Raw genomic sequence first — 22,732 nt, 5'->3', positions numbered from 1 at the left:
AAAAAGTTTTTCTTTCGAAGTACTATGATCAAAGGATGCTTGTTCATTTTTCTATGCTTCCTGTCATCTGGATGCCTCCCAGAAAAACGGACTAGCCAGGTGCAGCCGTTAGATCTTATTCATCCCATCGCTTCATTGACATCAGCAGCTTTGACCGAACATCCGTGGACAGCAACCGCAGAATGGAAACCTTCCGTAACCCCACAGCCGACACAAATTCAGCTAACACCTTTGCCCACCCATCCGCAGTTTAAACGAGAAAGAATCCCTACACTTAGAGCGGAGGATGCCAGCCATGTCGTGGCAGAAGGGGATACGATCACAATTATCGCAGCAAATTATCAGGTTTCGAAAAATGCAATCATCGAAAAGAACCAGATTAAAAATCCTGATTTGATTGCTGTCGGTCAGGAATTAGTTATTCCAGCTCAAATTCCAGATTTTCAGGATCCGGGGAACGAAATATTACCGGAAAAAGGAATCCTTTTTGGACCTTCCGCAAACGATTTTAACATTTCTGCATTTCTGGCTGAACATCCTCAAAGTTACCTTACAAATTATATAGAACCGGAACCGACACCTAATCCTGAGGCAAAAAAATCTGAACAACAGCCCTCATTCAAGGCAAGAAATGGCGCCGAAATTCTTTATCAAACTGCAATCCAGAATTCAATTGATCCACGAATACTGATTGCTCTCATGGAATTTCAGACTCATTCCATCAGCGAAAAAAAGCCAAATGGAAATCAGAAGAAGAGTGTTATTGCACATTTGGGATCGTATTACGAGCCATTAGCCCGTCAGCTTGCATGGGCAGCAGATACCTTGAACGAAGGGTATTACAACTGGAAGGATAAAAAGACCAATTTGTGGATTTTGAACGATGATACACTGGTTGCAGTCAATCCTAAAGTAAATGCTTCCACCGCTGCGCTGCAATACTTATTCAGCAAAATTTTCGGCGCTGAAGATTGGCTCTACGCAATTTCAAAAAATGGATTTTCTTTAACCTATCAGCAACTTTTTGGAAAAACATCGGATGAGTTCCTTAGTGATCCGGAATTCGAAACGAGTCCAAAACTTGACTTTCCGTTTGCAGCCGGTGAAATATGGTCATTTACGAGCGGCCCACATGTTGGATGGACAGATGGGACGCCATGGTCAGCGATTGATTTTGCACCTCCAGATGCTGTCGGATGCAACATGAGTCAATACTGGATTACAGCTTCTGCGCCCGGCATCATCGTTTACTCCCAAAATGGACTGGTAATCGAGGATTTAGATGGTGATGGGAATATGGGAACCGGATGGATTCTGGTTTATTTACATGTTGAATCCAGAGACCGTATCGAAATCAATACACAGGTCGACAGAGGCGCTCGAATCGGGCATCCATCTTGTGAAGGCGGGATCGCAAATGGATCGCATGTGCATTTAGCGAGAAGGTATAATGGAGAATGGATTCCAATCAATCAAGACTACCCGATGATTTTGAGCGGATGGGAAGTATTCTCGACCGGATCACACTATGATGGTTACCTGGAAAAAGATGGCACACTTATTGAAGCTTGGTATTTCAAAACTGAAGCAAGTGAAATCTCATACTAATATTCTCAGCATCACCTTCCTCTTGATTCTTTTTGGGATTCCCGCATTTGCCTGTACGCGATCCGTTTCTGAACCGAAAGAACTCACACAGGAAGCAATCCGATTCGAATTGACAAAAATTGCGCGAGAAACTGAAATTCCTGCAGAAATTTCAGCACAGATGATTGTCCCGATCATCACGCACACAAAACAACCCACTGCTATAGTTTTCGATGCAACAGAACCTTCATCAGACATTCAGATTACCCAAATGCAGCCAACAGAAAATCCTGAAATTGTACGGATTGTCCCGATACAAACCTTAACTCCCACAGCTGTCGTGATTAGCTCGCCTGTTCCTCGAAACACAATTCCTGTAGAATTAATTAATCCGGATGTCCCAATCATAACTCCGACTGAAGCGGTTGATATACTGACGCAAGTGACTCCAACACAAACATCCATAAATCCGGATGATCTTCCCCCATTAGAAATGGTTGATAAAGAAAAAATACTCTATACAACCCAAAACGGGGATATTTTGGAAATCATTGCACACAGATTTGGGACATCCATCAGCAAGATCACCTCGATCATGCCTATTAATACAAAAGGATTTTTAGATCCCAACATACCCCTTTTTATCCCATATAAAAATCGATCCTATTTATCAGGTGTGAAGATATTACCGGATGAATATATAGTCTTTTCGAATACTGCATCCGATTACAACATCGTTCAAGAAATAAAAAAAGCGAATGGATTTTTAGCGAATTATGAAGAATATACTGCTGAGGGATTAATGCAGGGGAGTGAAATCATCTATAAAGTTTCAAGAGATTTTTCGATTAATCCAATTGTTTTACTTTCGCTCTTAGAGTATAAAAGCCATTGGGTTTATTCGAATCCAAGAACAACTGCTGAGATCGATTACCCGATGGGTTGGATTGATTCGAACCATAAAGGATTATACAAACAAATGACCTGGGCAGCAGGGATGCTTTCAACCGGGTTTTATGGATGGCGGTACGGGAAATTCGAAGAAATTCCTTTCTTCAAGAATCCAAAGCCTGGAAAACCAATCTATTTTGAACCTTCACTGAATGCCGGATCTGTTGCAATTCAATACCTGTTTTCCCAACTGTATACTTGGAATGAAGTGGAAGCAGCTATTTACGGAGAAAACGGGTATTTTTCAGTATTTATCTCACTCTTTGGAAATGTATGGGAAGGATATCAGCAGAATCCAAATGGATTGAATGCGCATACAAGTCAGATCGAATTATCGCTCCCGTTTTCAAAATTTGAAACCTGGTCCATGACAGGTGGTCCGCATGCAGCCTGGAGCACTGGTTCGCCAGCCGGAGCAATCGATTTAGCGCCTTCATCCTCGGATCATGGTTGTGTTGAATCAAAATCCTGGATAAAAGCTGTGGCCGCAGGAAAAGTAGTCCGTACATCAAAGGGTGTTGTAATCGTTGATTCTGATGGCGATGGATTGGAAGAAACAGGCTGGGTAATTCTCTACCTGCATGTTGCAACTGCAGATCGCGTTGCAGAAGGAACAATCATCCCTGCTGGCGGAAACATTGGACATCCATCCTGTGAAGGGGGTGCAGCAACTGGAACGCATTTGCACATTGCACGGAAATTCAATGGAGAATGGATACCAGCTTTTGGACCCATTCCATTTGTCTTGAGTGGATGGTCTGTTTTCGAAGGTGAAAATGAATATAATGGCGGGATGAGAAGGGGAAATTCAGTTGTAATCGCAAATCCATACGGTTCACAAGAATCATTAGTCCGTTATTAATCACTATTCAGACCTTATGAATGATTCGTATCCATCGATCTTTCGTTTCATGCAAAAAAACTGCAACAAGTTTTCTTTTTTTATCTTAAAAGGTTTTTTCAAATTTCGAATCACTGTACTCAAACATCGAAATTCAGCTCCTTTATGTTAAAATGTAAAACTAATGATGGATAAGTATTTGAGAAAAAGATTCTTTTTAAAATTCCCCTTAATATTGCTCATTATTCTCATATTCAACAGTTGCAGTATCGATCAGGATCATAATGCTGCGCTTGAAACGAGCACGGAGTTGAATCCTTTACCTGAGCCGAATCAAGAAGTTCCAACACAAAACCTGCCTGAAATCGATTTTGATCAAAGTATATACGACAATAAGAATCCACGGCCGCGATATATGCCCGGCGAATTAGTAGATTACATTGCACAGTCTGGTGACATTCTTCCCGCTTTGGCTGCAAGGTTTAATACATCCGAACAGGAAATTCGGCAAGAGAACCCGATCATTCCACCAGATGCCACGACGCTTCCGGCAGGATTCCCCATGAAAATTCCAATCTACTATAAAAGTCAATGGGGAAGTTCCTTCCAAATTCTTTCCGATTCTATGTTTGTCAATGGTCCGGCTCAAATCGGATTCAATGCAAGAAGTTTCGTTGATCGCCAACCAGGCTGGTTTAAATATTTCACCACGTATACTGGCGAAAAAAATCGCCGTGGCGGAGAAATTGTCGATTATATCGCAACTACATACAGTCTCAGTCCGCGGTTATTGTTGGCCATCATCGAATTCCAAACTGGAGCCCTTACCCAAAAGACACATCCTGAAAACATTAATACTGGGGCTGTGTTAGGATTTGAGGGCAGGGATTCCAAAGCGTTAAGTTCTCAAATCAACCGGTTGTCAAATTACTTGAATCAAATGTATTATGAATTTCGTGAAGGGATAGATCTTGAATTTGAACTGCAGGACGGTTCATTATTTCGAATCGATCCCTGGCAAAATGCATCAACTGCAGCCTTACAGCATTATTTTGCGAAAACGTTATCCGTTGAAAAATTCTATCAAGCCATCAGTCCGAATGGATTCATCAGAACCTATGAAAATTTGTTTGGGAAGATCCCCCCAGAACCGCAAGGAGGAAACATCCCCGGAAGTTTACGTCAGCCAAAATTGATATTGCCTTTTGAAGATGGGAAAAGCTGGGCTTTCACAGGCGGCCCTCATCCTGCCTGGGGCGACAATCAGCCATATGCTGCTCTTGATTTCGCTCCTCCTTCAGAAACAAGCGGCTGTGTTTTCAGTGACCAATGGGTTTTAGCGCCAGCAGATGGTACGATTGTTCGAACAGACACCGGAGTTGCTATTCTTGATTTAGACGGGGATAATGATGAGCGTACAGGATGGAATCTTTTATTCCTTCATCTTTTAACGAAATCAATCCCGCCTGTTGGTACGAAATTACATGCTGGTGATCGAATCGGTCACCCATCTTGCGATGGAGGGACCTCAACTGGTACCCATTTCCATATTGCAAGGAAATTTAATGGAGAATGGATACCAGCTGGTGGAGTTATCCCATTTAATTTAGACGATTGGATTGCAAAAAATGGAGCTGAGCCTTATCTAGGCTTTTTGAAACGGTACTCAAGCACGATTCGAGCCTGTGAATGCGCCGATTATAAAAGTCTGATCCACACAGGACCGCCAATTGTTCCGACTCAGACACCAACACCCAAACCAACTTCCATTCCATAATGAGTAATTCGAAATACTGTTCCTTATTAGAAGTCAGCCAATACAGAAAATCACATCCATTTTCTACTCATCACATAGCTGCGATTTCCTTTGCCATCTCCTCTGTACAATCTTCAGCCTGCGGGAACTCTCCCGTATGTTCAAAGAAGGCATGCGACATACCTTTATATCGGAAAAATTTTAATGAAACACCTGAAGCTGCCAACCTCATTCCAAATAATTCTTCTTCCTGGCGGAGATAATCAAACTCAGAAGAAGCAATAAATGTCCTCGGAAAAATTCGGCAATCACTGATCAGAAATGGCGACATCAACACATTAAACATATCTTCCGGTTTCTCGGGATACAGTGTATATATATTTTTCATTGCGTCGTTTACTTCTCTAACCATCATCTGCAAAACATCCATTTCTGCATTCATCGTATAGAAATCCATCGACCACCCGAAATGAATTGCAGGATTGATTAAAAAGACCGGATAGAGCAGCAGTTGTAATTTAATGATATGCATTGTATCCAATATACAACACGAAGCCGCAATATTTCCACCGGCTGAATCACCAGCAACTGCTATCTTGTCAGAAAGAATCCCCAGTTCTGCCGCATGATTATAAGCCCATTGAACCGCCTGCCAGCATTGCCGCAGACCGATTGGAAAGCGATTCTCTGGAGCAAGAGCATAATCCACTGACATGACAACCGCATTCGCTCGGTCAGCAAGGTAACGACAAGCATTTTCCACAACACGTGTCGTTCCGCCATAGAAAGCACCGCCATGAAAATAACAAACACAAGGTTTCTTTTCAATCGTATCAGGAGTATAAATCCAAACCGGAACGTTCCCTGATGGGAGTTTTAATATTTTCTGCTCGGTAATCACATTGGAACTCAGGTCCTGATTTTCACATCCCATCCTGGATCTGAGGATCCCAACTTCCTCCATTGTAATATGGTCGGTGTCATAGACCGAAAATGGGGGAATTGGTTGCTGGTACCACTTTAAAACTCTGGGATCGGGTACACCGGCTTGATCCGTTTCAGGAATCGGCTTCATATGGATTTCTAATCCATTTAAAATTTCCTTCTTTACTCGATTCCGTAATTGAGAAAGGCACTCCTGATATTCCATAATAAATCCCTCTCAAGAAAATTAGTCGTTCCGTCGATATTTCCGCATATCAATGCTGACTGCAAAAATGATAATCAAACCTTTGACTACGTATTGCCAATAAGAGCTCAAACCGATAAACGTCAAACCATAGTTAATCACATTGAAGATCAATACACCGAAAAAGACCCCAAAGACATTCCCGACGCCACCTGTCAGCGAGCATCCGCCAACGATACAGGAAGCAATCGCATCCATTTCATAACCATTTCCATAAGTACTTGTGGCTGAACCAGTTCTGGCCGCCTCAAGACATCCTGCCAGGCCGTAACAAACCCCAGCAATAGCAAAGGTAATCATTTGAATTTTAAAAACATTTATTCCGGAAACACGAGCCGCTTCAGAATTACTGCCTGCCGCAAAGATTTCGCGTCCTAAACAAGTCTTTGTCAAGAGAAGATGTACAACAATACAGACTCCTATTGCGATATAAATGATATATGGAACGCTTAAGAAACTGGCAGTACCAAGATCTGTGAATGACTTGAGAAATCCGCCTAAAGGTTGTGAGTTATTTGGCGGTTTATTGGAATACAAACAATTCGCTCCATAGGCAACCATCATCCAGCCTAAAGTAGCTAAAAATGAAGGCACTTTCAATTTTGCTACGGAAAAGCCATTCGCCAGACCAACCAGCAAGCCGATCAGAATTGCTGCGATTAGCGGAACAATCACCGGCATTTCAGGAAGACTTGGCCAGAATTTTATATAATAATCAGCCTTTTGAGCCAAAGATCCTGCGACAACTGCAGCCAATCCGACCGTTCGACCACCGGACAGGTCTGCCGATCCCGAAACAAGAATAAACATACATCCCATTGCCACAATAATTCGAGTTGAGCTTTGCATAAGGATATCCCGCAACACTCGCAATGAGAAAAATTTTGGAGACATCATTCCGATAATGATGATCATTAATGCCATAATGATATATAAGGCATAGTTTTCCAATACAAACCGAAGTGAGTATTTCTTTGAATTTTCCATCGGTACTATTCTTCCATAGCATATTCATAAGAACTGGCAAGAAACATAACTTTCTCATCAGTTGCTGTTTTACTGTCTAACACACCGGATAGACGACCTTCACACATCACTGCAATTCGATCTGACATACCCAAAAGTTCAGGCATCTCAGAGCTGATCATGATAATCGCTTTCCCTTCCATTGCCATTTGTTCCATTAAGCAATAGATCTCATATTTTGCACCAACATCTATCCCTCTGGTAGGTTCATCAAGGATTAGTATTTCAGGATCAGTCAGCATCCAGCGACTGATAACAGTCTTTTGTTGATTGCCACCGGATAGATATTGTATGAGCGTTCTGATACTTGGTGTTTTGATGGATAATGCTTCGACATATTTTTCTGCATCAGCTTTCCGCTTTTTATCATCCAGAAAAAGTCCTTTCATATAAGTTTTCGGATTTGCCGTCTGATTTGCCAGAATAATATTTTCCATAACAGAAAATTTTGAAATAATTCCTGATAACCGCCGGTCTTCGGTAACCAAGGCGATATTGTTACTGATAGCATCTTTCGGCTTTCTGATACAAGTTTCTTTTCCATTGAGAATAAGTTTGCCACTCTTAATCGGACGCAATCCAAAAATGGATTCCACCAGTTCAGTTCTTTGCGCCCCGACTAAACCGCCGATTCCCAAAATCTCGCTTTTGTGTAATAACAAATTAACATCCTGGAAGCTGTGTTCGTTTGCGCTTGAGAAATTTTTGATCTCCAGACATACTTCGCCGGGAATATGTTTTTTGGGCGGAAAACGGTTGCTCATCTCTCGTCCAACCATGCGTTTCACAATCACATCCGTATTCAATTCTTCTGCAGGCCAGGTGCCGACAATTTTTCCATCTCGCATTATTGTTACATCCTGAGCAATCTTCAGTATTTCATCGATTTTGTGGGATATATAAATAATTGCCACACCTTTGTCTGTAAGTTTTTTGATAATTTTGAATAACAATTCGGCTTCAACCTCAGTTAACGATGATGTCGGTTCATCCATAATAATTACTTTTGCATCATAAGATACTGCTCTGGCAATTTCTAAAAGTTGGCAGTGAGAAGCCGACAAACTACCTGCTTTCGTTCTTGGATTAATGTTGATTTCCAGTTCATCCAATAATTTCTTCGTATCGGAATATAATTTTTGATCATCGACCCAATGTATTCCCATCATTTTTCGATAAGGAATTCTGCCAACCCACACATTTTCCATCGTCGAACGTGTCCTGATTGGCTGTAATTCCTGATGAATCATTGCAATTCCGTAATTCAAGGCATCGCGTGTATCAACCAGTCGTATGGGTTGTCCGTCAAATCGAATTTCGCCCTCATTGGGATGATACAACCCAAAGGCACATTTCATTAATGTGGATTTTCCAGCTCCATTCTCACCCATTAATGCATGTACAACTCCCCTTCGAACCTTGAAAGTTACATCATCTAATGCTTTTACTCCTGGAAAAGATTTGCTGATATGATTCATTTCTAAAATGAATTCGGAATCTTGCATAAGAATCTCCTGTTCCATTACTGAAACAGCCGGAACAATTATTCCGGCTGTTCATTTGTACCTCGATTTACTTAGAAAGTGGTATCGGTAATGTCATATGCCGCTTCATCGACATTTTCTTTTGTTATTGCTGTGTAATCCAACCAGATTCTATGTCCTTCGACTGTTGCGCCTTTCATATTCAACGTCTCGGTTGTAACTTCTTTTCCGTTCTCGAGCAGATACATCGTCTTGTAGATTGCTTTACCGAGTGTAACAGGATTATTCAAGGAAGTTACCAGTAATGTTCCATCGCGTAATGCATCGCAGCCGACAACCGTTGCATCGACACCGCAAACCGGCAGGAAGGAAGCTTCATCTTTGAAGAAACCGCCAGCTTTTAATGCTTCTATGGCGCCTAATGCCATATCGTCATTACAGGCAAAGATAATATCGATATCATCACTGAAGTTAGCCAGTAAAGCTGCTACCTTCTCTTGAGCTTGTCCGCGGTTGTATTCGGCTACGACCTCTCCGCCGATTTGGTTGGTTGCAATACCGGCATCTTCGACAGCTTTAATGGAATATTCGGCACGAACTTGTGTATCATAATGCCAGGTTAACCCTAACAGCATAATGTAGTCCATCTTTCCGTTACCATTTCGGTCGGCTTCCGGATGTTCCTTCCAGTATTTTACCGCTGCCTCACCCATAATGGTTCCTGATTGAGGCGCTCGTGAAGAAACCAGGTAGAGTCCATCATAATTGGCGAAATCTTCATCAGACGGAGAATCTGTATTGGCAAAAATGGTGACAACACCTTCTTCTTTTGCTTTCTGTACAATTTCGCTGATCGCTGCGGTGTTGATGTTATTCAAAACCAAATAATCAATTCCGCGTGTATAGAAATTATTAATATTGTTGGTCTGGGTGGCTATGTCATTCTGAGAATCGGCATCAACAATCTCCACCGTTCCATCAGCTTTTGCCACATTTAATAACGTCTGACGAGCATTTTGAATAAATGTATCAGCAAAGTTATACCAGATAACACCGGCAGTCGGAGTTTCGGCTGAAACAACTGAAACTGCAGACAATAACATGACAGCTATTAATACAAATAATATTGAACGTTTCATCTTTCATCCCTCTTATTAAATTCAAATGACTTTTGGTTACGCAACTTAGTTACTTAACTACCTTACATTGAATTATAATGGTTTAAAAATAAATCTTTGATGAGGATTTTCCTTGTTGTTCATGATGAAAATCACCTTACCATTTTTCATATTAGAATTATACGGATTCTGAAAAAAGGGAATAGTATGAAGAAGGACATGGACGGAGAAATTAAAACTGCGGCGAAACCATTTACCCTAAAAATTCAAAACCGAAAAACAGTTATGAGCATCTTTAATGATGGATTGCCGCATTCGATAGCTGACATATCTCTACGAACCGGTGTCAGTCGCCAGACTATTACAAAAGCGTTGGATCATTTTGTAAGATCCGGACTTATTACCAGTTCTGGCAAAGGAGATTCCACTGAAACAGGCGGAAAAAAACCAACACTTTTTCAATTAGCGGCAGAAAAAACCTTATTGATCTTATTACTTCGAGGGAAAGAATTCCATATCAGTCTTTATACTATGAATTTACAAGAGATTGGGAGTGAAACGCTTGCTTCAGAAATAGTTTTGGCAAATGATTTTTCCTCTTTTATGAAAAGCATCCGCGAAACAGCTGACAGGTTGTTCCGTTTACGGAAAGGTGCAGAAGAATCACTTTACGGAATAGCGGTTGTAACACCTGGAATTGTTGAAGACAATGAAATTCTTCGATATAGTTTGTTTAATGACAGCTGGGGTAGAAATATTCCCGTCAAGAATTATTTTCAGGAAGCATTCCCGACAGCGCAATATGTGTTTGTCGAAAATATCGGGAAAATGGCCGGATTTGGTACAATAGCCAGCCAGAAACACAAGTATTCATCATTGAGGATCGTAACGGTGTACACCTATCACGGTATCTCTGGTTGTTTTTTTGACAAAGGCAACCTGATCCAAGGAGCGAATTCGATTATTGGAGAATTCGGGCATATGGTCATCGATCCGCAATCATCGGCAACATGCAAATGCGGAAAAACAGGTTGCTTCGAGAGTTTGACTCGCAATGATACAATCCAATCCCGAATTCAACACGCCAAAGATATCGATGACTTTCTGGCTTATATGCAGAAACCATTATCAAAGATCAATTTTAACGATATCGTTCTTGGAGAAGAACAGGGATTCCAGTGCTGCCGAACTGAATTATCAACATTAGCTCATTATTTTGCGCAGACCTTTTTTAATATTGCTACCGTTTATGATCCGGATGTTTTTATCCTGCAGGGAAATTTTTCCTCTTACAATCGTCATTTTATCGATGAATTTTATAAATATATTTCTGAAGTCAATTTTTTAACAAAAGATCAGAATTTTCGTTTGGAATCGGATCGGTGTTCATTAATTGAACTGGAACTTTCCGGGGCTATTCATGCTCTGAAAGAGCACTTCTTTTCAGACGAATTGATCTATCGATAAGAGAATTATACAAAAAACGTATTCATACGATTACAGTTTTTCAAAAACAGGGAATACCAATAATTAAAGAAGAGATATAAATCATGGTTGAGCTATTTTTTCGTTTCAAGAAAAAAAATAGCTCGACCATAATAAATCTTTTCCGTATTTCAAATCACTGGCATGATCATCACAATCTCGTCCTGACATATTTGGGTGATTTTTGTCAGGATTTTTATTTGAAAAATTTTATAAACTGACTCTTGTCAGCGGCCAGGTTGGCATCACGTCCATGTCAAAATCATCCCATCGATTCAACAAAAAGCGTTGGTAAGCAGCGGCGCCAACCATAGCCGCATTATCAGTACAAAACATTAATCGAGGGATAAAAAGAGAAAATTCTTTTTGTGCTTTAAAAGCGTCTCGCAACGCCTGATTGGCAGAGACACCGCCTGCAATAACCACACTTTTTGCCTGATATTTCCGGGCAGCCATCATTGTCTTTTCAAATAAAACATCGACTACTGAAGCCTGAAAACTGGCAGCGAGGTCTGCGACAGGCAGTTCACCGGATTCTTTTTCCAATTGGCGAACCATTCGTAAAACAGCTGTTTTTAATCCGCTGAAAGAAAAATCCCAGGTCCCTTCCAATCTTGATCGTGGAAAATTAAATTTCTTGGGATCGCCAAGTACCGCGGCTTTTTGAATGGAAGGTCCTCCCGGATAAGAAAGTCCGATCAATCGAGCTACTTTATCAAAAGCTTCCCCTGCGGCATCATCTAATGTTCCACCAAGACGTTCATACTGCAAATGAGATTTCATTAAAATAATCTCAGAATGTCCGCCGGATACCAGCAAGATAACCGCAGGAAATTCTGGCACTGGAGGAATTTCCTGCTCCTCCTGTGGATAAAGCCAGGCAGAATAAATATGACCCTCCAAATGATTAACGCCAATCAATGGCAAGCCAGTCGCCAACGCCAATCCCTTCGCCGCATTCACTCCAACCACCAAAGATCCGGCCAGGCCAGGTCCCCGCGTGACGGCAATGGCATCAAAATCTTTAACCGACATGTGAGCTTTTCGAATCGTTTCTTCAATGACGGTTGAAATCGCCAACACGTGTTGACGTGATGCCACTTCCGGGAACACACCGCCATATTGCTTATGGATTTCGATCTGTGTAGAAACGACATTGGCAATGAGCTTTCGACCGTTTTCTACTACTGCCGTTGCAGTCTCATCACATGAACTTTCAATAGCCAAAATTCGAATCGGAACATTTTCCGCCATGGTTTTTCCTTTATTTTTCCAACTGTTTTACAGGTATGACAAGATGATAGGGGTATTGGACAAAGTATTGAGCATTCCCATCGTTGTCGATATAGATTGTATCTTCAATCCGGACACCAAATGGATTTTCAATTTCCGGATAATACAACCCCGGCTCGACTGTAAAAACAGTACCCGGCAATATCACATCCGCATCGCTGGCAGAAATTCCACTGAAAGGGCGTTCATGCACATTTAGCCCCAATCCGTGACTGACAGAATGAACATACCCTTCTTGTGTTCCTGGATGATCTTCTATTGTTTGATGTCCCATCTCCCGAAATAATCTGCAGGTTAAGTGCTGCAATTCTTTTAGACTTTTTCCAGGACAGATGTCTTTCAATACCGCATCGTCAACAAAACGTACTTGCTCATACGCTTTTTCAATCTCCTGAGAAGCATATCCAATACACCAGGTACGCGTAAAATCATAAAAATATCCACCGCCAGTCTCACAAGGAAAAAAATCAAAAACAATGCTCTTCCCGGCTTCTATTACAGCATCATCATTCCCCTCGTTATGAGGGACACCAGCATCTCTGCCCATAGAAAAAATAGTTCCATTAGGATTTTCAGCGCCTAATTCGGTCAGCCACATGTTAATGGATTTCTTGATCATGCCAATTGTCACCGGTAATTCATTTTGATCAACCAGAATCCCGTTCTTCAAATAATTGCTTTGAATATATTGTTCAACCCGACCTGCGATTTTTACAACAATTTCGCCCATTTTACGGATTGCAGCAAGCTCTGATTCATCCTTTGTGAATCGGGCTTGATTCAGAATCTCAATTCCCTCAGATCCGGCAATTTCAATTTCCGGCATAAGCCGCTGAAATTCCTGCAGCATGGCAAGGTGCGTCCCAAATTCCAATTGACCACAAAAAGCGGCTCTACCCTTAATAAAACCGAGGGATCGGAACATTGACTGCAATTCCAAAGCATTAGCCAGATTCGAATTTCCCTTTGAAATTGTATAAAAATCTTTTTGCGGAAATGAGTCATAGCAGATTTTTTTGAATCCTGTTCTTTCAGCATTATCCCGTTCCATCGGGCGATAAAATAATACGGGATCTTGATCTCTTATAATGACAATCTGCGCATGAGTAAAGAAAGCATCCTTCGTAAAATATTTCAAAGGAGCATTATGACTGCCTGAACCGGAAATGACAATAGCATCCAAATTTTTTTCATGTAATAAACGATTGATTTCTGATTTCATTCAAATACCTTATGATTTTATATTTTCATGGTCTTTCGATAATTCTGAATAATTATTTTTTGTAGTGACTGTATCACGGGCTCTCAGCAGGATTTCGACCGTCAGAAATCCTCCAACGCTAAAAAATATTATCGTTGAATTCAAAACACGCCCAATTTGAAACCATATCAACACATCGCACAATATCGCAGTTACGAGCGATTCACGGATGACTGTGCGAGGAAAGATCTTTCTGGTTGAAAAAAAATATTTGTTTAACGCTGCGTAAAAGGGGAGTGTAATTCCGCTGATAAAAACGATGACTAATAAGAAAAAAAACCAGCGTTCCTTTAAATATGGCAAGTAAAAAAAAATCAGCCGGTATAATGCATATCCGCTCGGGAGCGATAATAAGAATCCTAAAAGTACATAAGTTCGAAGTTTTTCCAATGCAGATCCTTCTTAATAAACCGTTGATAGAATCGTCTGATCCAACGAGTTATTCATATAACGAATCAAGAATCCTGTTAATCATTCGAAATCTTTATCAGTAAACCGAAATAATGACTTGTTACTCGAATTAAACAATAAATTATTATTCTATTGGTGATTAGTGGAGTGAAGCATCAATAGAATAACAAAAGTCCTTCCGATATTTGGAACTGCTGACAATAAAGAATTGTTATGCAACGATCCAGATACTGTCGGCTATAATTATAATCGGATTGAGATCAGCAATTCGATATTTAGATAGGTCTCGCAAATAAAAAGATCGATTTTATAGCCATATTGTTGTAATGCAGAAAAAAATATCAACAGAAAATCCTTCTTATATGACGAATCGCTGTTCAATCCCAAAAAAAATGATAAAGGACAGATGAGACTGCATGCTTTTTACGATAGATATTGGTAATACAAACATAACTTTGGGGATGTTTAAAGGCAGCGAATTAATCATGCGCTGGAGAATGGCAACCAACAAAAACCTCATGCCGGATGAATACGGTATGCAATTCTGGTTTCTATTTGAGCATAATGGGATTAATCCGGCATATATCGACGGAGTCTGCATTTCTTCGGTTGTCCCCCAAATTACCTCCAGAATTGAAGAAGCTTGTGAATATTACATCAAGCGACCTGTTCTCTGTGTCTCTCACAAACTTAATATTGGAATGCAACTGAAAATCGACAATCCGGCCGAATTAGGAAATGACCGTATTGTGGATATTTTAGCAGTTAAAACACTCTACGGTTTTCCGGCTTGCCTGATTGATTTTGGTACTGCAACAACCTTCAATCTGTTGGATCGATCGGGGGATTATATCGGTGGAGCAATTTCAGCCGGAATCCAGACAAGTGCAGATGCATTGTTTATTAAGACAGCCCAGCTTCCCAACATTAGCATTCAGAAACCCCCGCACATCATCGGCAAGAATACAATTCATTCTATGCAATCCGGCCTTTTTTTTGGCTATGTATCGATGATCGAAGGGATGGTTCAACGTTTTAAAACAGAAATCGGTGATGACATGATGACAGTTGCGACAGGAGGTTTCGCGAAGGTTATTTCAGGCGAAACGAAATGTATTCAAATTGTCAACTCTTGGCTGACACTGACAGGCTTACGGCTTTTTTGGGAGAAAAACCAATGAAACTGTTTCAAAATCGATCGATTCTGCTTGGAGTAACTGGATCCATCGCAGCTTATAAAGCTGTGGATTTGGCATCTCGCCTTACGAAAGCCGGTGCTAAAGTAAATGCGGTATTAACCCCAGGCGCTGAGAAATTCATCACGCCGCTCACCTTTCAGTCTGTTACTGGCTGTAAAGCATTTACCGACAAAGATTTATGGGAAGGTGAAACGCATGTCACCCATATCGGACTTGGGCACAATGCGGATTTTATCGTTATTGCTCCCGCTTCCGCCGATTTCATGGCAAAATTAGCTTATGGTTTCGGTGATAGTCTGCTGGCGGTTTCCATCTTGGCCAGTCATTGTCCGATGTTAGCGGTCCCTGCAATGGATGGCGACATGTATAACAATCCAGCCACTCAGGCAAATATCGCCATATTGCGTGATCGCGGGATTCATTTCATCGGTCCGGATTCAGGCCATCTCGCTTCCGGATTAGCCGGTGTCGGCAGGATGTCCGAACCAGCAGATATTTTTGGCAAGATACGTTTATTATTATCACGTGACAATTATCTAAAAGGAAAGCGAATCCTGGTTACCGCAGGCGGGACACAGGAAGCCATTGACCCGGTACGTTTCATTACCAATCGCTCCTCCGGGAAGCAAGGATATGCCATCGCACAGGCAGCTTTAGATGCCGGAGCGGATGTTATTCTTGTCACCACCCCTACCGGATTGGAAGCTCCTTATGGATGCGAAAAGGTGTTGGTGAAATCGGCAGAAGAGATGCAAAACAATTTATTGGATCGTTTGCCGGATTGTGACGCCCTGATCATGTGCGCAGCCGTCGCTGATTTTCGCCCCAAACAAATTTCTCAACAAAAAATTAAAAAATCGAGCGGTTATCACAAGATTGATTTAGAACCCACCGAAGATATCTTAGGAGAAATAGCAGGTATTCGTTCCAGTATGCCGAATTTAAAAGCGGTTTTCGGATTTGCTGCCGAGAGTCAGGATCTGATCAAAAATGCCTCCGAGAAACTGAACAAAAAGAAATTGGATATGATGATTGCAAATGATATTTCTTCGTCAGACAGTGGTTTTGAAGTCGACCAAAACAGGGCTTTCTTCCTCTTTCCAGACGGCAATAAAAAAGAAATGCCGCTGATGGAAAAATCCGACCTGGCAGAAAAAATCATTGCAGAGCTCAATCGATTCTTTTAACGCAGAAAAGCAGGAGTCACATTCCCGATTCTTCTATTAAAAAGCTGTTCTTATGAACAGCTTTTTTCTTTTCATCTTGCAGACAAACAAAATGATTCATGGAACCAATCAGTTCGATTTCCTTTGGAGTCGCTTGAATAACAGATCAACAAGTCTTGTTCAGCGCTTTAGAATATCAAAAGGATAAAAGACTTTTCCATTTATTAATTACTGAATCGGAGTCAGTAATTCGAAATATCAACTTTCATTTCGAATCAATCCGGGGAAAATCGTTGTTGTGAGGCTTTTGCGCGATACGCAAAAATATCACAACAACGATGCATCCTCCCAATATTTCAAATTTCTGACCCGGATTGAATTCATTGGAACTTTGTTGTTTAAGTTTCGTACAATGGTTATAGCGATGAATCCAAGAAATAAATGGAAAATCCTGTTGATCGCAGAAGTAAACACATTTTTTTGATTCAGAATTGCGTTTTCATAGGGATCATAAGTTAATTGATTGAAGATATTATGAAATTGGAGGCCTTTTCTATGAAAAATAAAATCCTTATAACAGTTTTCATCATAACTCTTTTCCTCTCAGGCTGCAAAAGCAAAGGGCAGGACAACCGTGTGCCATTGGCTGAATACTACAGTACTCCCTATCCCGAAAGCACCGCAGAGTATGCGTATGATGAAATTTATTCTGGCAGTCAGGAAATGCCTGTTTCAAAATCTGTCTCTGTCCTCCCACAATCGGATGGCGTGGAAAGAAAAATTGTAAAAAATGCATCCATCACAATTGAAGTGATTGATCCGATCCAAGCGTTGAATCAAATCAACAGTATGGCAGTACAATATGGCGGATATGTTGTCAATTCCACCAACGGGCAGCGTTATTATCAATCGGAAGCGCTGTTGCCATATGGCGAGACGACAATCCGGGTTTCTGCGGATTATCTGGATGAAGCGCTTCAAGCAATTGAATCACTGACGACAGATGTTGAAAAACATGTCAGTTCAAAAACAATTACCGGCAAAGATATCACCAGTGATTATGTCGACTCGCAATCAAGATTATCCAGTTTGGAGGCTACGCGAAAAAAGTTATATGAAATTATGGACACTGCTGAAACTGCAGAAGAGACACTGGCAGTTTTCCATGAAATTTCTGATATCGAATCACAAATTGAAATCCTGAAGGGACAGATAAAATTCATGGACGAAAGTGCAGCTTTGTCTTCGATTTATGTCATTATTAATCCCATCCCGCCGGAGAAAATTATTGAAACGCATGATTGGGCAATTAAACCGATCCTGAATAACGCAGTTCAGTTGCTGATTGATTTTGGTCAGCTTCTTGCTGAAATCCTCACCTATTTTGTTATCGCAGTTCTTCCATTTATCGTCGTAATCGGTCTTCCGATATTCTTTATCGTCAGAGCTGTAAGGAAGAAAAATAAACGAAAAGAAAAGATCAACACTGAAGTTTCTGATTTACTGAAGCATGAATAATCGTCAACAATTCGAAATTTGGAGAAGTTATTGAAAAAAGAGTGATTATGTTATTGTGCTGTTTTTGCACAAAGCCTTTAACCGTCTCAATAAAATCTGTATAATATTTCGAATCATATAACAAGGGCAAAGGAATCCTGGTATATTTCCAGGATTCCTTTTTATTTTTCGAATTCCTGTTTTCGTTTTAGCCCGGTAATTCAAAATCAATAAAAAGAGAAAACTGATTCTCGTGTTGTTTTTACTGGTAGCGCAAAAACGACCAAACAATAAATACTCCTTTTCTTATTTCAAACCGCTGGTTTTATCGTGACAACTCATGATAGAATCTGGGTTAAATATGGCATCAAATTATCCAGAGCACAAGTCAGAAAAATTTTATCCTTTAGGGGAAATTAGCTATTCCTGGACAATTCCAGAAAAAGAAGCTGTATATGTCCCAATGCCGGAGTTTATCTCGGATAATATTAAAAGAACGCTTTCCGTGCAGAATATCCGTTTTTTATATAAACATCAGCTTGATGCATTGAAAGCGATTACCTCAGGAAAGAACATTGTCATTTCCACCGGAACATCCAGCGGTAAAAGCCTGTGCTATCAAATTCCGATTCTGGAACTGCTTTTATCCGATTCACAATCAACCGCTCTGCTGATTTTTCCGACAAAAGCGCTCGCTCAAGACCAGCGTCAAAGTCTTGTTCGGATGATTCCTGAAAAAGCTTCCAATATTATGATTTATGATGGTGATACACCATCCTATCAACGAACCGCTATCCGTAAAACCGCTCGGGTGATTATAACAAATCCGGATATGCTGCATCTGGGCATACTGCCCTATCACGTAAACTGGTCTCATTTTTTACAGCAGCTCCAATACATCGTGATTGATGAAGTCCACATCTACCGTGGAATTTTTGGATCCCATACCGCCAATGTTTTCCGTCGTCTTGATCGAATTCTACACCGCTATAAAAGCCAAATTCACAATGAGCAATACATCCTTTGTTCCGCCACCTTATCCAATGCCAGAGTTCTGGCAGAAAAATTGATAGGGAGTCCAATGGAGGAATTTTCTGAAGATACATCCGGAAAAGGAAAAAGAAGTATTCTCTTTATCAATCCGCCAATCGTTGATGATCAACTGCACCTTCGTGCAGGATCAATCCATACTTCAGCCAGGCTTTCTGCCGACATTCTGAAAAAAAAGGATCATCAACTCTTGATTTTCAGCCAATCCAGGCAGTCGGTAGAAACTGCCGTCCGCAGGCTCCGTGATCTTGGCGTTGAAGTTAACGGGTATCGATCTGGATATTTGCCGAAGGAAAGAAGAAAAATTGAACAAGGATTAAAGCAGGGGGAAGATCGTTGTGTTGTTGCCACAAATGCATTGGAATTAGGAATGGATATCGGCGAAATGGACAGCGTTATATCCATTGGTTATCCGGGTTCGATTGCATCCTTTTATCAACGGATGGGACGCGCAGGCAGAAATCAGCAGGATTCATCCTTTTATCTGGTCGGTTCACAAAACCCTGTCGATCAGTACCTCATGAAACATCCGGAATTTATTCAGGATCACACGATTGAACCGGCGCTAATTGATCCCGATAACCTGTTGATTTTGTTCCAGCATCTTCAGTGTGCGCTCTTTGAATTTCCATTTTCCGAAGGAGAATCATTCGGCAATCTATCGATCGAAGCAACGCGGGATATTTTGGATTATCTCGTATCCTCCGGAGTCGCAAGAAAAAGCGGCGGACAATATTTCTGGTTTCAATCGGATCTTCCACAAAAAGTTGTCTCTCTGCGAAATAGCAGTCTGGATCAGGTGAATATCATTTCCGAAGATCTCCTCGGCAAAAAGATTCGTATTGGCATTGTAGATCGACTCTCAAGTTACTGGATGGTTCATGAAGGAGCCATATATTTTCATAACGGGGAACCGTACCGGATTCGCTCACTCGATCTTGAGGAAAATATTGCTTTGGCTGAAAAATTTAATACCTGGTATACCACAGACGCTATTCGGAACTGTCAAGTTACTCCAGGGAAAATAATCGAGTCCCGAGATGGTATCCATGCAACGATATACGTTGCAGAAGTTACCGTTACAGATCAAGTTACCGGTTATCGGAAACGTGATATAGAAACATATCAGATACTGGATCAATGCCCTTTATCGCTGCCAGAAGAAAAGCTTGATACAAAATCATTTCTGATCGTATTGAAGAAGGAATTTCAGGAGTATCTGGTCCATGAGTCTTTATGGAATAATGAAATCAATGATTATGGAAGAAACTGGCCGATCATCCGATCAAAAATTATCCAGCGCGATCAATTTTCTTGTCAACTTTGCGGAATCCAGGCTGAAGAAAAATTCCTTCAGGTTCATCACATTGTGCCTTTTCGGAACTTCTCAAATCCAGATTCTGCAAATCAATTGGAAAACCTGATAACTCTCTGCAGAAATTGCCACCAACGAGTGGAAGCTGCGGTTAAAATGCGCAGCGGATTATCTGGTTTTGCCTCAGCACTGCATCATATGGCTTCACTATTCCTTGAATGTGATCTTTCGGATTTGAATGTCATTGCCGATCCGGAGAATGCGGCTTTTCAAGGTTTGCCGGCCATTTACATTTTTGAAACAATACCAGGGGGAATTGGACTATCACAGTCAATTTTCCAAAATACTGAGAAAATTATCCAGGCGACTCTCGATCTGATCACGAATTGTGAATGCGAAGATGGATGTCCCGGATGTATTGGCCCGGCGGGCGAAATCGGCATCGGGGGTAAAAAAGAAGCATTAGCCATTGGAAATGGGCTCAGCAATTCAAAATATGGGGAGGATTCTTTGTTGTTATGATTTTTTTCCTCTTATATTCGAATTTTAAGTCTATATTTCAAATGAATGAACGTTTTCAAAAAAAAAGAAGAACATCCTACTATATAATTAGAAAAAAAATCCTTTTTATTCTAATGGTCTATTCATATAACAGATTGCTGATCTTAAACAGGGTATGTTGAAGATTTTCGCAAATATGGTTCAAGAAATTGATGATTTTCAAAAAAATAACATGAGTGATATTCTATCGCAGCTAAAAAATCTCGGCGTAACACTCGGAATGCCGGAAAAACCCTACGAACCTCCAAAACAACCGGTTGATATATTTCATGCGCTTGAAAAAGCATTTCCTAACGGCAATATCGATGAAAATTTCTATGGGCCTTACTTTATCAATCGCTGCGTCTATCCCAAATCGTATACGCATGGCAGAGTCCGACTGAACCAGGACCTCATTAACAGCCGATTGTTTTCCACAATGATTGATTTTGGAGAAATCAACATACAGGAAACCTTGGCAATGGACACAGAAACCAGCGGGCTGTCAGCAAATTCAGCTTCATTTGTATTTATGATCGGAATGGGACACTTTATCGAGGATCAGTATGTTGTTGAGCAATTAATACTGCCAGATTTAACCTATGAAAAAGCATTTTTATATCAGATTGAAACGACCTTTGCGCGATATCCGATTCTGTTGACTTATAATGGCAAATCCTTTGATATCCCCATGATTCGCGGCAGGTGTAATTTCCATATGATTCCCGATTTTTGTTCTGAGAATCAGCATGTCGATCTTCTGCCGATTGCCAGAAAATTCTGGAACAAGAGTCTGCCAAACTGTCGTCTATCCACAATGGAAAAGGAAGTGTTAAAAATTCAGCGTGACGATCAGGAAGTGCCGGGATTCATGGCGCCTGAACTGTATCGAGATTTTTTGAACACGTCAGATGGATCCGTTTTAACAGGAATCGCTTACCATAATGAAATCGATGTGTTGAGTTTAAGTGCCTTTCTCCTCTTATTGAATCAAATCGCACAATCCGAAAAGCGGGATTCGGATTTTTTTTCGGATTACGTGCTATCTGGTCCTGATTTTTACCGGAATTCCGCGTTGTTGGATCCGGAAGAAACAGACATCCAATCATTCTTAACCAATCCATATATGTCAAACCACGACAAACAGAAAGTAGCCGGTACTTTTCTGAAAATTGGCGCAAAGGAAAAAGCAATACAAATTTATAAGGCATTGGCTGATGAAGGAGACTTGAAAAGTTGTCTGCAAGCCGCTTACCTATACGAAAAAGAATTCCGGAATTATGATTTAGCGATCATGTATCTGCAAAAAGGAGTGGAACTCCTGAATCAGGATGAAATACTCGGAAAATGGTCTAAAATCGATAGAATGAAGAAGATTAATCAGATGATTGAAAAAAATAAAGAAAAGAAACAAAAAAACGGAGAATAAATTTCCGATCATTTATGAATATAATCCACTATTTGTAGTTTTGAAAAATCTCAGTAGAAAAGAATGAAATTTTGAAAATCAAATGTCGAAGTAAAAAGAACCTTTTTATAAGGAAACCTTAATATTCTCCCTTT

The 22,732-nt window shown here is 40.7% G+C and carries 16 protein-coding genes; 9 read left to right on the top strand and 7 right to left on the bottom strand.

Annotated elements, in window-relative coordinates:
- Positions 1-24: 24 nt before the first annotated feature.
- The 3 genes from ATC1_RS11005 (at position 25) to ATC1_RS10995 (ending at position 5,156) form a co-directional block, all read left to right on the top strand.
- Entirely contained in the window at positions 25-1,608 is a 1,584-nt protein-coding gene (locus tag ATC1_RS11005) for a LysM peptidoglycan-binding domain-containing protein (protein WP_172667772.1), read from the top strand.
- Positions 1,529-3,400, top strand: coding sequence for a M23 family metallopeptidase (locus tag ATC1_RS11000; RefSeq protein WP_152024297.1), 1,872 nt, complete (start codon positions 1,529-1,531; stop codon positions 3,398-3,400). Before ATC1_RS11005 ends, ATC1_RS11000 begins: the two co-directional genes overlap by 80 nt.
- A 163-nt stretch (positions 3,401-3,563) precedes the next feature.
- Positions 3,564-5,156 carry a LysM peptidoglycan-binding domain-containing M23 family metallopeptidase gene (locus ATC1_RS10995; RefSeq protein WP_152024296.1) on the top strand — a complete coding sequence of 531 codons (1,593 nt, stop codon included), beginning with the start codon at positions 3,564-3,566 and terminating at the stop codon, positions 5,154-5,156.
- A gap of 70 nt (positions 5,157-5,226) precedes the next feature.
- Here the strand turns inward: ATC1_RS10995 and ATC1_RS10990 are convergent, their stop codons facing one another.
- The 4 genes from ATC1_RS10990 to ATC1_RS10975 all read right to left on the bottom strand — a co-directional run bounded on the left by ATC1_RS10990 (position 5,227) and on the right by ATC1_RS10975 (position 9,973).
- Positions 5,227-6,285, bottom strand: a complete 1,059-nt coding sequence (locus ATC1_RS10990; protein WP_062281883.1) for an alpha/beta hydrolase — start codon at positions 6,283-6,285, stop codon at positions 5,227-5,229.
- 21 nt (positions 6,286-6,306) lie between these two features.
- Positions 6,307-7,311: a galactose/methyl galactoside ABC transporter permease MglC gene (locus ATC1_RS10985; RefSeq protein ID WP_062281880.1), complete on the bottom strand. Its 1,005-nt coding sequence runs from the start codon at positions 7,309-7,311 to the stop codon at positions 6,307-6,309.
- A 5-nt stretch (positions 7,312-7,316) separates the two neighbouring features.
- Positions 7,317-8,855 carry a sugar ABC transporter ATP-binding protein gene (locus tag ATC1_RS10980; protein ID WP_062281875.1) on the bottom strand — a complete coding sequence of 513 codons (1,539 nt, stop codon included), beginning with the start codon at positions 8,853-8,855 and terminating at the stop codon, positions 7,317-7,319.
- A gap of 71 nt (positions 8,856-8,926) precedes the next feature.
- A complete protein-coding gene (locus tag ATC1_RS10975; protein ID WP_062281872.1) occupies positions 8,927-9,973 on the bottom strand; it encodes a galactose ABC transporter substrate-binding protein in 1,047 nt (348 codons plus the stop codon).
- Between the two features lie 186 nt (positions 9,974-10,159).
- Between ATC1_RS10975 and ATC1_RS10970 the strand changes: the two genes are divergently transcribed.
- Positions 10,160-11,419 (top strand): ROK family transcriptional regulator, encoded by a 1,260-nt coding sequence (locus tag ATC1_RS10970; RefSeq protein WP_172667771.1) that lies wholly within the window; start codon positions 10,160-10,162, stop codon positions 11,417-11,419.
- 228 nt (positions 11,420-11,647) lie between these two features.
- On the opposite strand, the gene tsaD is transcribed toward ATC1_RS10970, so the two are convergent.
- Genes tsaD through ATC1_RS10955 form a run of 3 tightly spaced genes read right to left on the bottom strand, consistent with a single transcriptional unit; the run spans position 11,648 to position 14,381 of the window.
- On the bottom strand, positions 11,648-12,691 hold the full coding sequence (gene tsaD / locus ATC1_RS10965) for a tRNA (adenosine(37)-N6)-threonylcarbamoyltransferase complex transferase subunit TsaD (protein WP_201777278.1): 1,044 nt from the start codon (positions 12,689-12,691) through the stop codon (positions 11,648-11,650).
- Positions 12,692-12,701: 10 nt separating this feature from the next.
- On the bottom strand, positions 12,702-13,952 hold the full coding sequence (locus tag ATC1_RS10960) for a M24 family metallopeptidase (RefSeq protein WP_062281866.1): 1,251 nt from the start codon (positions 13,950-13,952) through the stop codon (positions 12,702-12,704).
- Positions 13,953-13,961: 9 nt separating this feature from the next.
- Positions 13,962-14,381 (bottom strand): hypothetical protein, encoded by a 420-nt coding sequence (locus ATC1_RS10955; protein ID WP_062281863.1) that lies wholly within the window; start codon positions 14,379-14,381, stop codon positions 13,962-13,964.
- Between the two features lie 437 nt (positions 14,382-14,818).
- On the opposite strand from ATC1_RS10955, the gene ATC1_RS10950 reads away from it, so the two are divergent.
- The 5 genes from ATC1_RS10950 to ATC1_RS10925 all read left to right on the top strand — a co-directional run bounded on the left by ATC1_RS10950 (position 14,819) and on the right by ATC1_RS10925 (position 22,598).
- Positions 14,819-15,583, top strand: coding sequence for a type III pantothenate kinase (locus ATC1_RS10950; protein WP_062281860.1), 765 nt, complete (start codon positions 14,819-14,821; stop codon positions 15,581-15,583).
- The gene (gene coaBC, locus ATC1_RS10945; RefSeq protein ID WP_062281857.1) at positions 15,580-16,788 is read left to right on the top strand and encodes a bifunctional phosphopantothenoylcysteine decarboxylase/phosphopantothenate--cysteine ligase CoaBC; all 1,209 of its coding nucleotides are present in this window, start codon (positions 15,580-15,582) and stop codon (positions 16,786-16,788) included. The genes ATC1_RS10950 and coaBC overlap by 4 nt, the downstream gene beginning before the upstream one ends.
- A gap of 534 nt (positions 16,789-17,322) precedes the next feature.
- On the top strand, positions 17,323-18,285 hold the full coding sequence (locus ATC1_RS10935; protein ID WP_062281851.1) for a DUF4349 domain-containing protein: 963 nt from the start codon (positions 17,323-17,325) through the stop codon (positions 18,283-18,285).
- Positions 18,286-18,625: 340 nt separating this feature from the next.
- Entirely contained in the window at positions 18,626-21,151 is a 2,526-nt protein-coding gene (locus tag ATC1_RS10930) for a DEAD/DEAH box helicase (protein WP_062281848.1), read from the top strand.
- 175 nt (positions 21,152-21,326) lie between these two features.
- Complete coding sequence (locus tag ATC1_RS10925; protein WP_062281844.1) at positions 21,327-22,598, top strand: ribonuclease H-like domain-containing protein; 1,272 nt, start codon at positions 21,327-21,329, stop codon at positions 22,596-22,598.
- Positions 22,599-22,732: the final 134 nt, after the last annotated feature.

Origin of the sequence: Flexilinea flocculi (genome assembly GCF_001192795.1) — a bacterium.
GTDB classification, from domain to species: domain Bacteria; phylum Chloroflexota; class Anaerolineae; order Anaerolineales; family Anaerolineaceae; genus Flexilinea; species Flexilinea flocculi.
The sequence above is the reverse complement of the archived record's forward strand: the minus strand, read 5'-3'. Positions and strand labels throughout refer to the sequence as shown.

Coding starts and splice junctions, on each gene's coding strand:
- ATC1_RS11005 (WP_172667772.1), top strand. CDS start 25: ATGATCAAAGGATGCTTGTTCATTTTTCTATGCTTCCTGTCATCTGGA.
- ATC1_RS11000 (WP_152024297.1), top strand. CDS start 1,529: ATGATGGTTACCTGGAAAAAGATGGCACACTTATTGAAGCTTGGTATT.
- ATC1_RS10995 (WP_152024296.1), top strand. CDS start 3,564: ATGATGGATAAGTATTTGAGAAAAAGATTCTTTTTAAAATTCCCCTTA.
- ATC1_RS10990 (WP_062281883.1), bottom strand. CDS start 6,285: ATGGAATATCAGGAGTGCCTTTCTCAATTACGGAATCGAGTAAAGAAG.
- ATC1_RS10985 (WP_062281880.1), bottom strand. CDS start 7,311: ATGGAAAATTCAAAGAAATACTCACTTCGGTTTGTATTGGAAAACTAT.
- ATC1_RS10980 (WP_062281875.1), bottom strand. CDS start 8,855: ATGCAAGATTCCGAATTCATTTTAGAAATGAATCATATCAGCAAATCT.
- ATC1_RS10975 (WP_062281872.1), bottom strand. CDS start 9,973: ATGAAACGTTCAATATTATTTGTATTAATAGCTGTCATGTTATTGTCT.
- ATC1_RS10970 (WP_172667771.1), top strand. CDS start 10,160: ATGAAGAAGGACATGGACGGAGAAATTAAAACTGCGGCGAAACCATTT.
- tsaD (WP_201777278.1), bottom strand. CDS start 12,691: ATGGCGGAAAATGTTCCGATTCGAATTTTGGCTATTGAAAGTTCATGT.
- ATC1_RS10960 (WP_062281866.1), bottom strand. CDS start 13,952: ATGAAATCAGAAATCAATCGTTTATTACATGAAAAAAATTTGGATGCT.
- ATC1_RS10950 (WP_062281860.1), top strand. CDS start 14,819: ATGCTTTTTACGATAGATATTGGTAATACAAACATAACTTTGGGGATG.
- coaBC (WP_062281857.1), top strand. CDS start 15,580: ATGAAACTGTTTCAAAATCGATCGATTCTGCTTGGAGTAACTGGATCC.
- ATC1_RS10935 (WP_062281851.1), top strand. CDS start 17,323: ATGAAAAATAAAATCCTTATAACAGTTTTCATCATAACTCTTTTCCTC.
- ATC1_RS10930 (WP_062281848.1), top strand. CDS start 18,626: ATGGCATCAAATTATCCAGAGCACAAGTCAGAAAAATTTTATCCTTTA.
- ATC1_RS10925 (WP_062281844.1), top strand. CDS start 21,327: ATGGTTCAAGAAATTGATGATTTTCAAAAAAATAACATGAGTGATATT.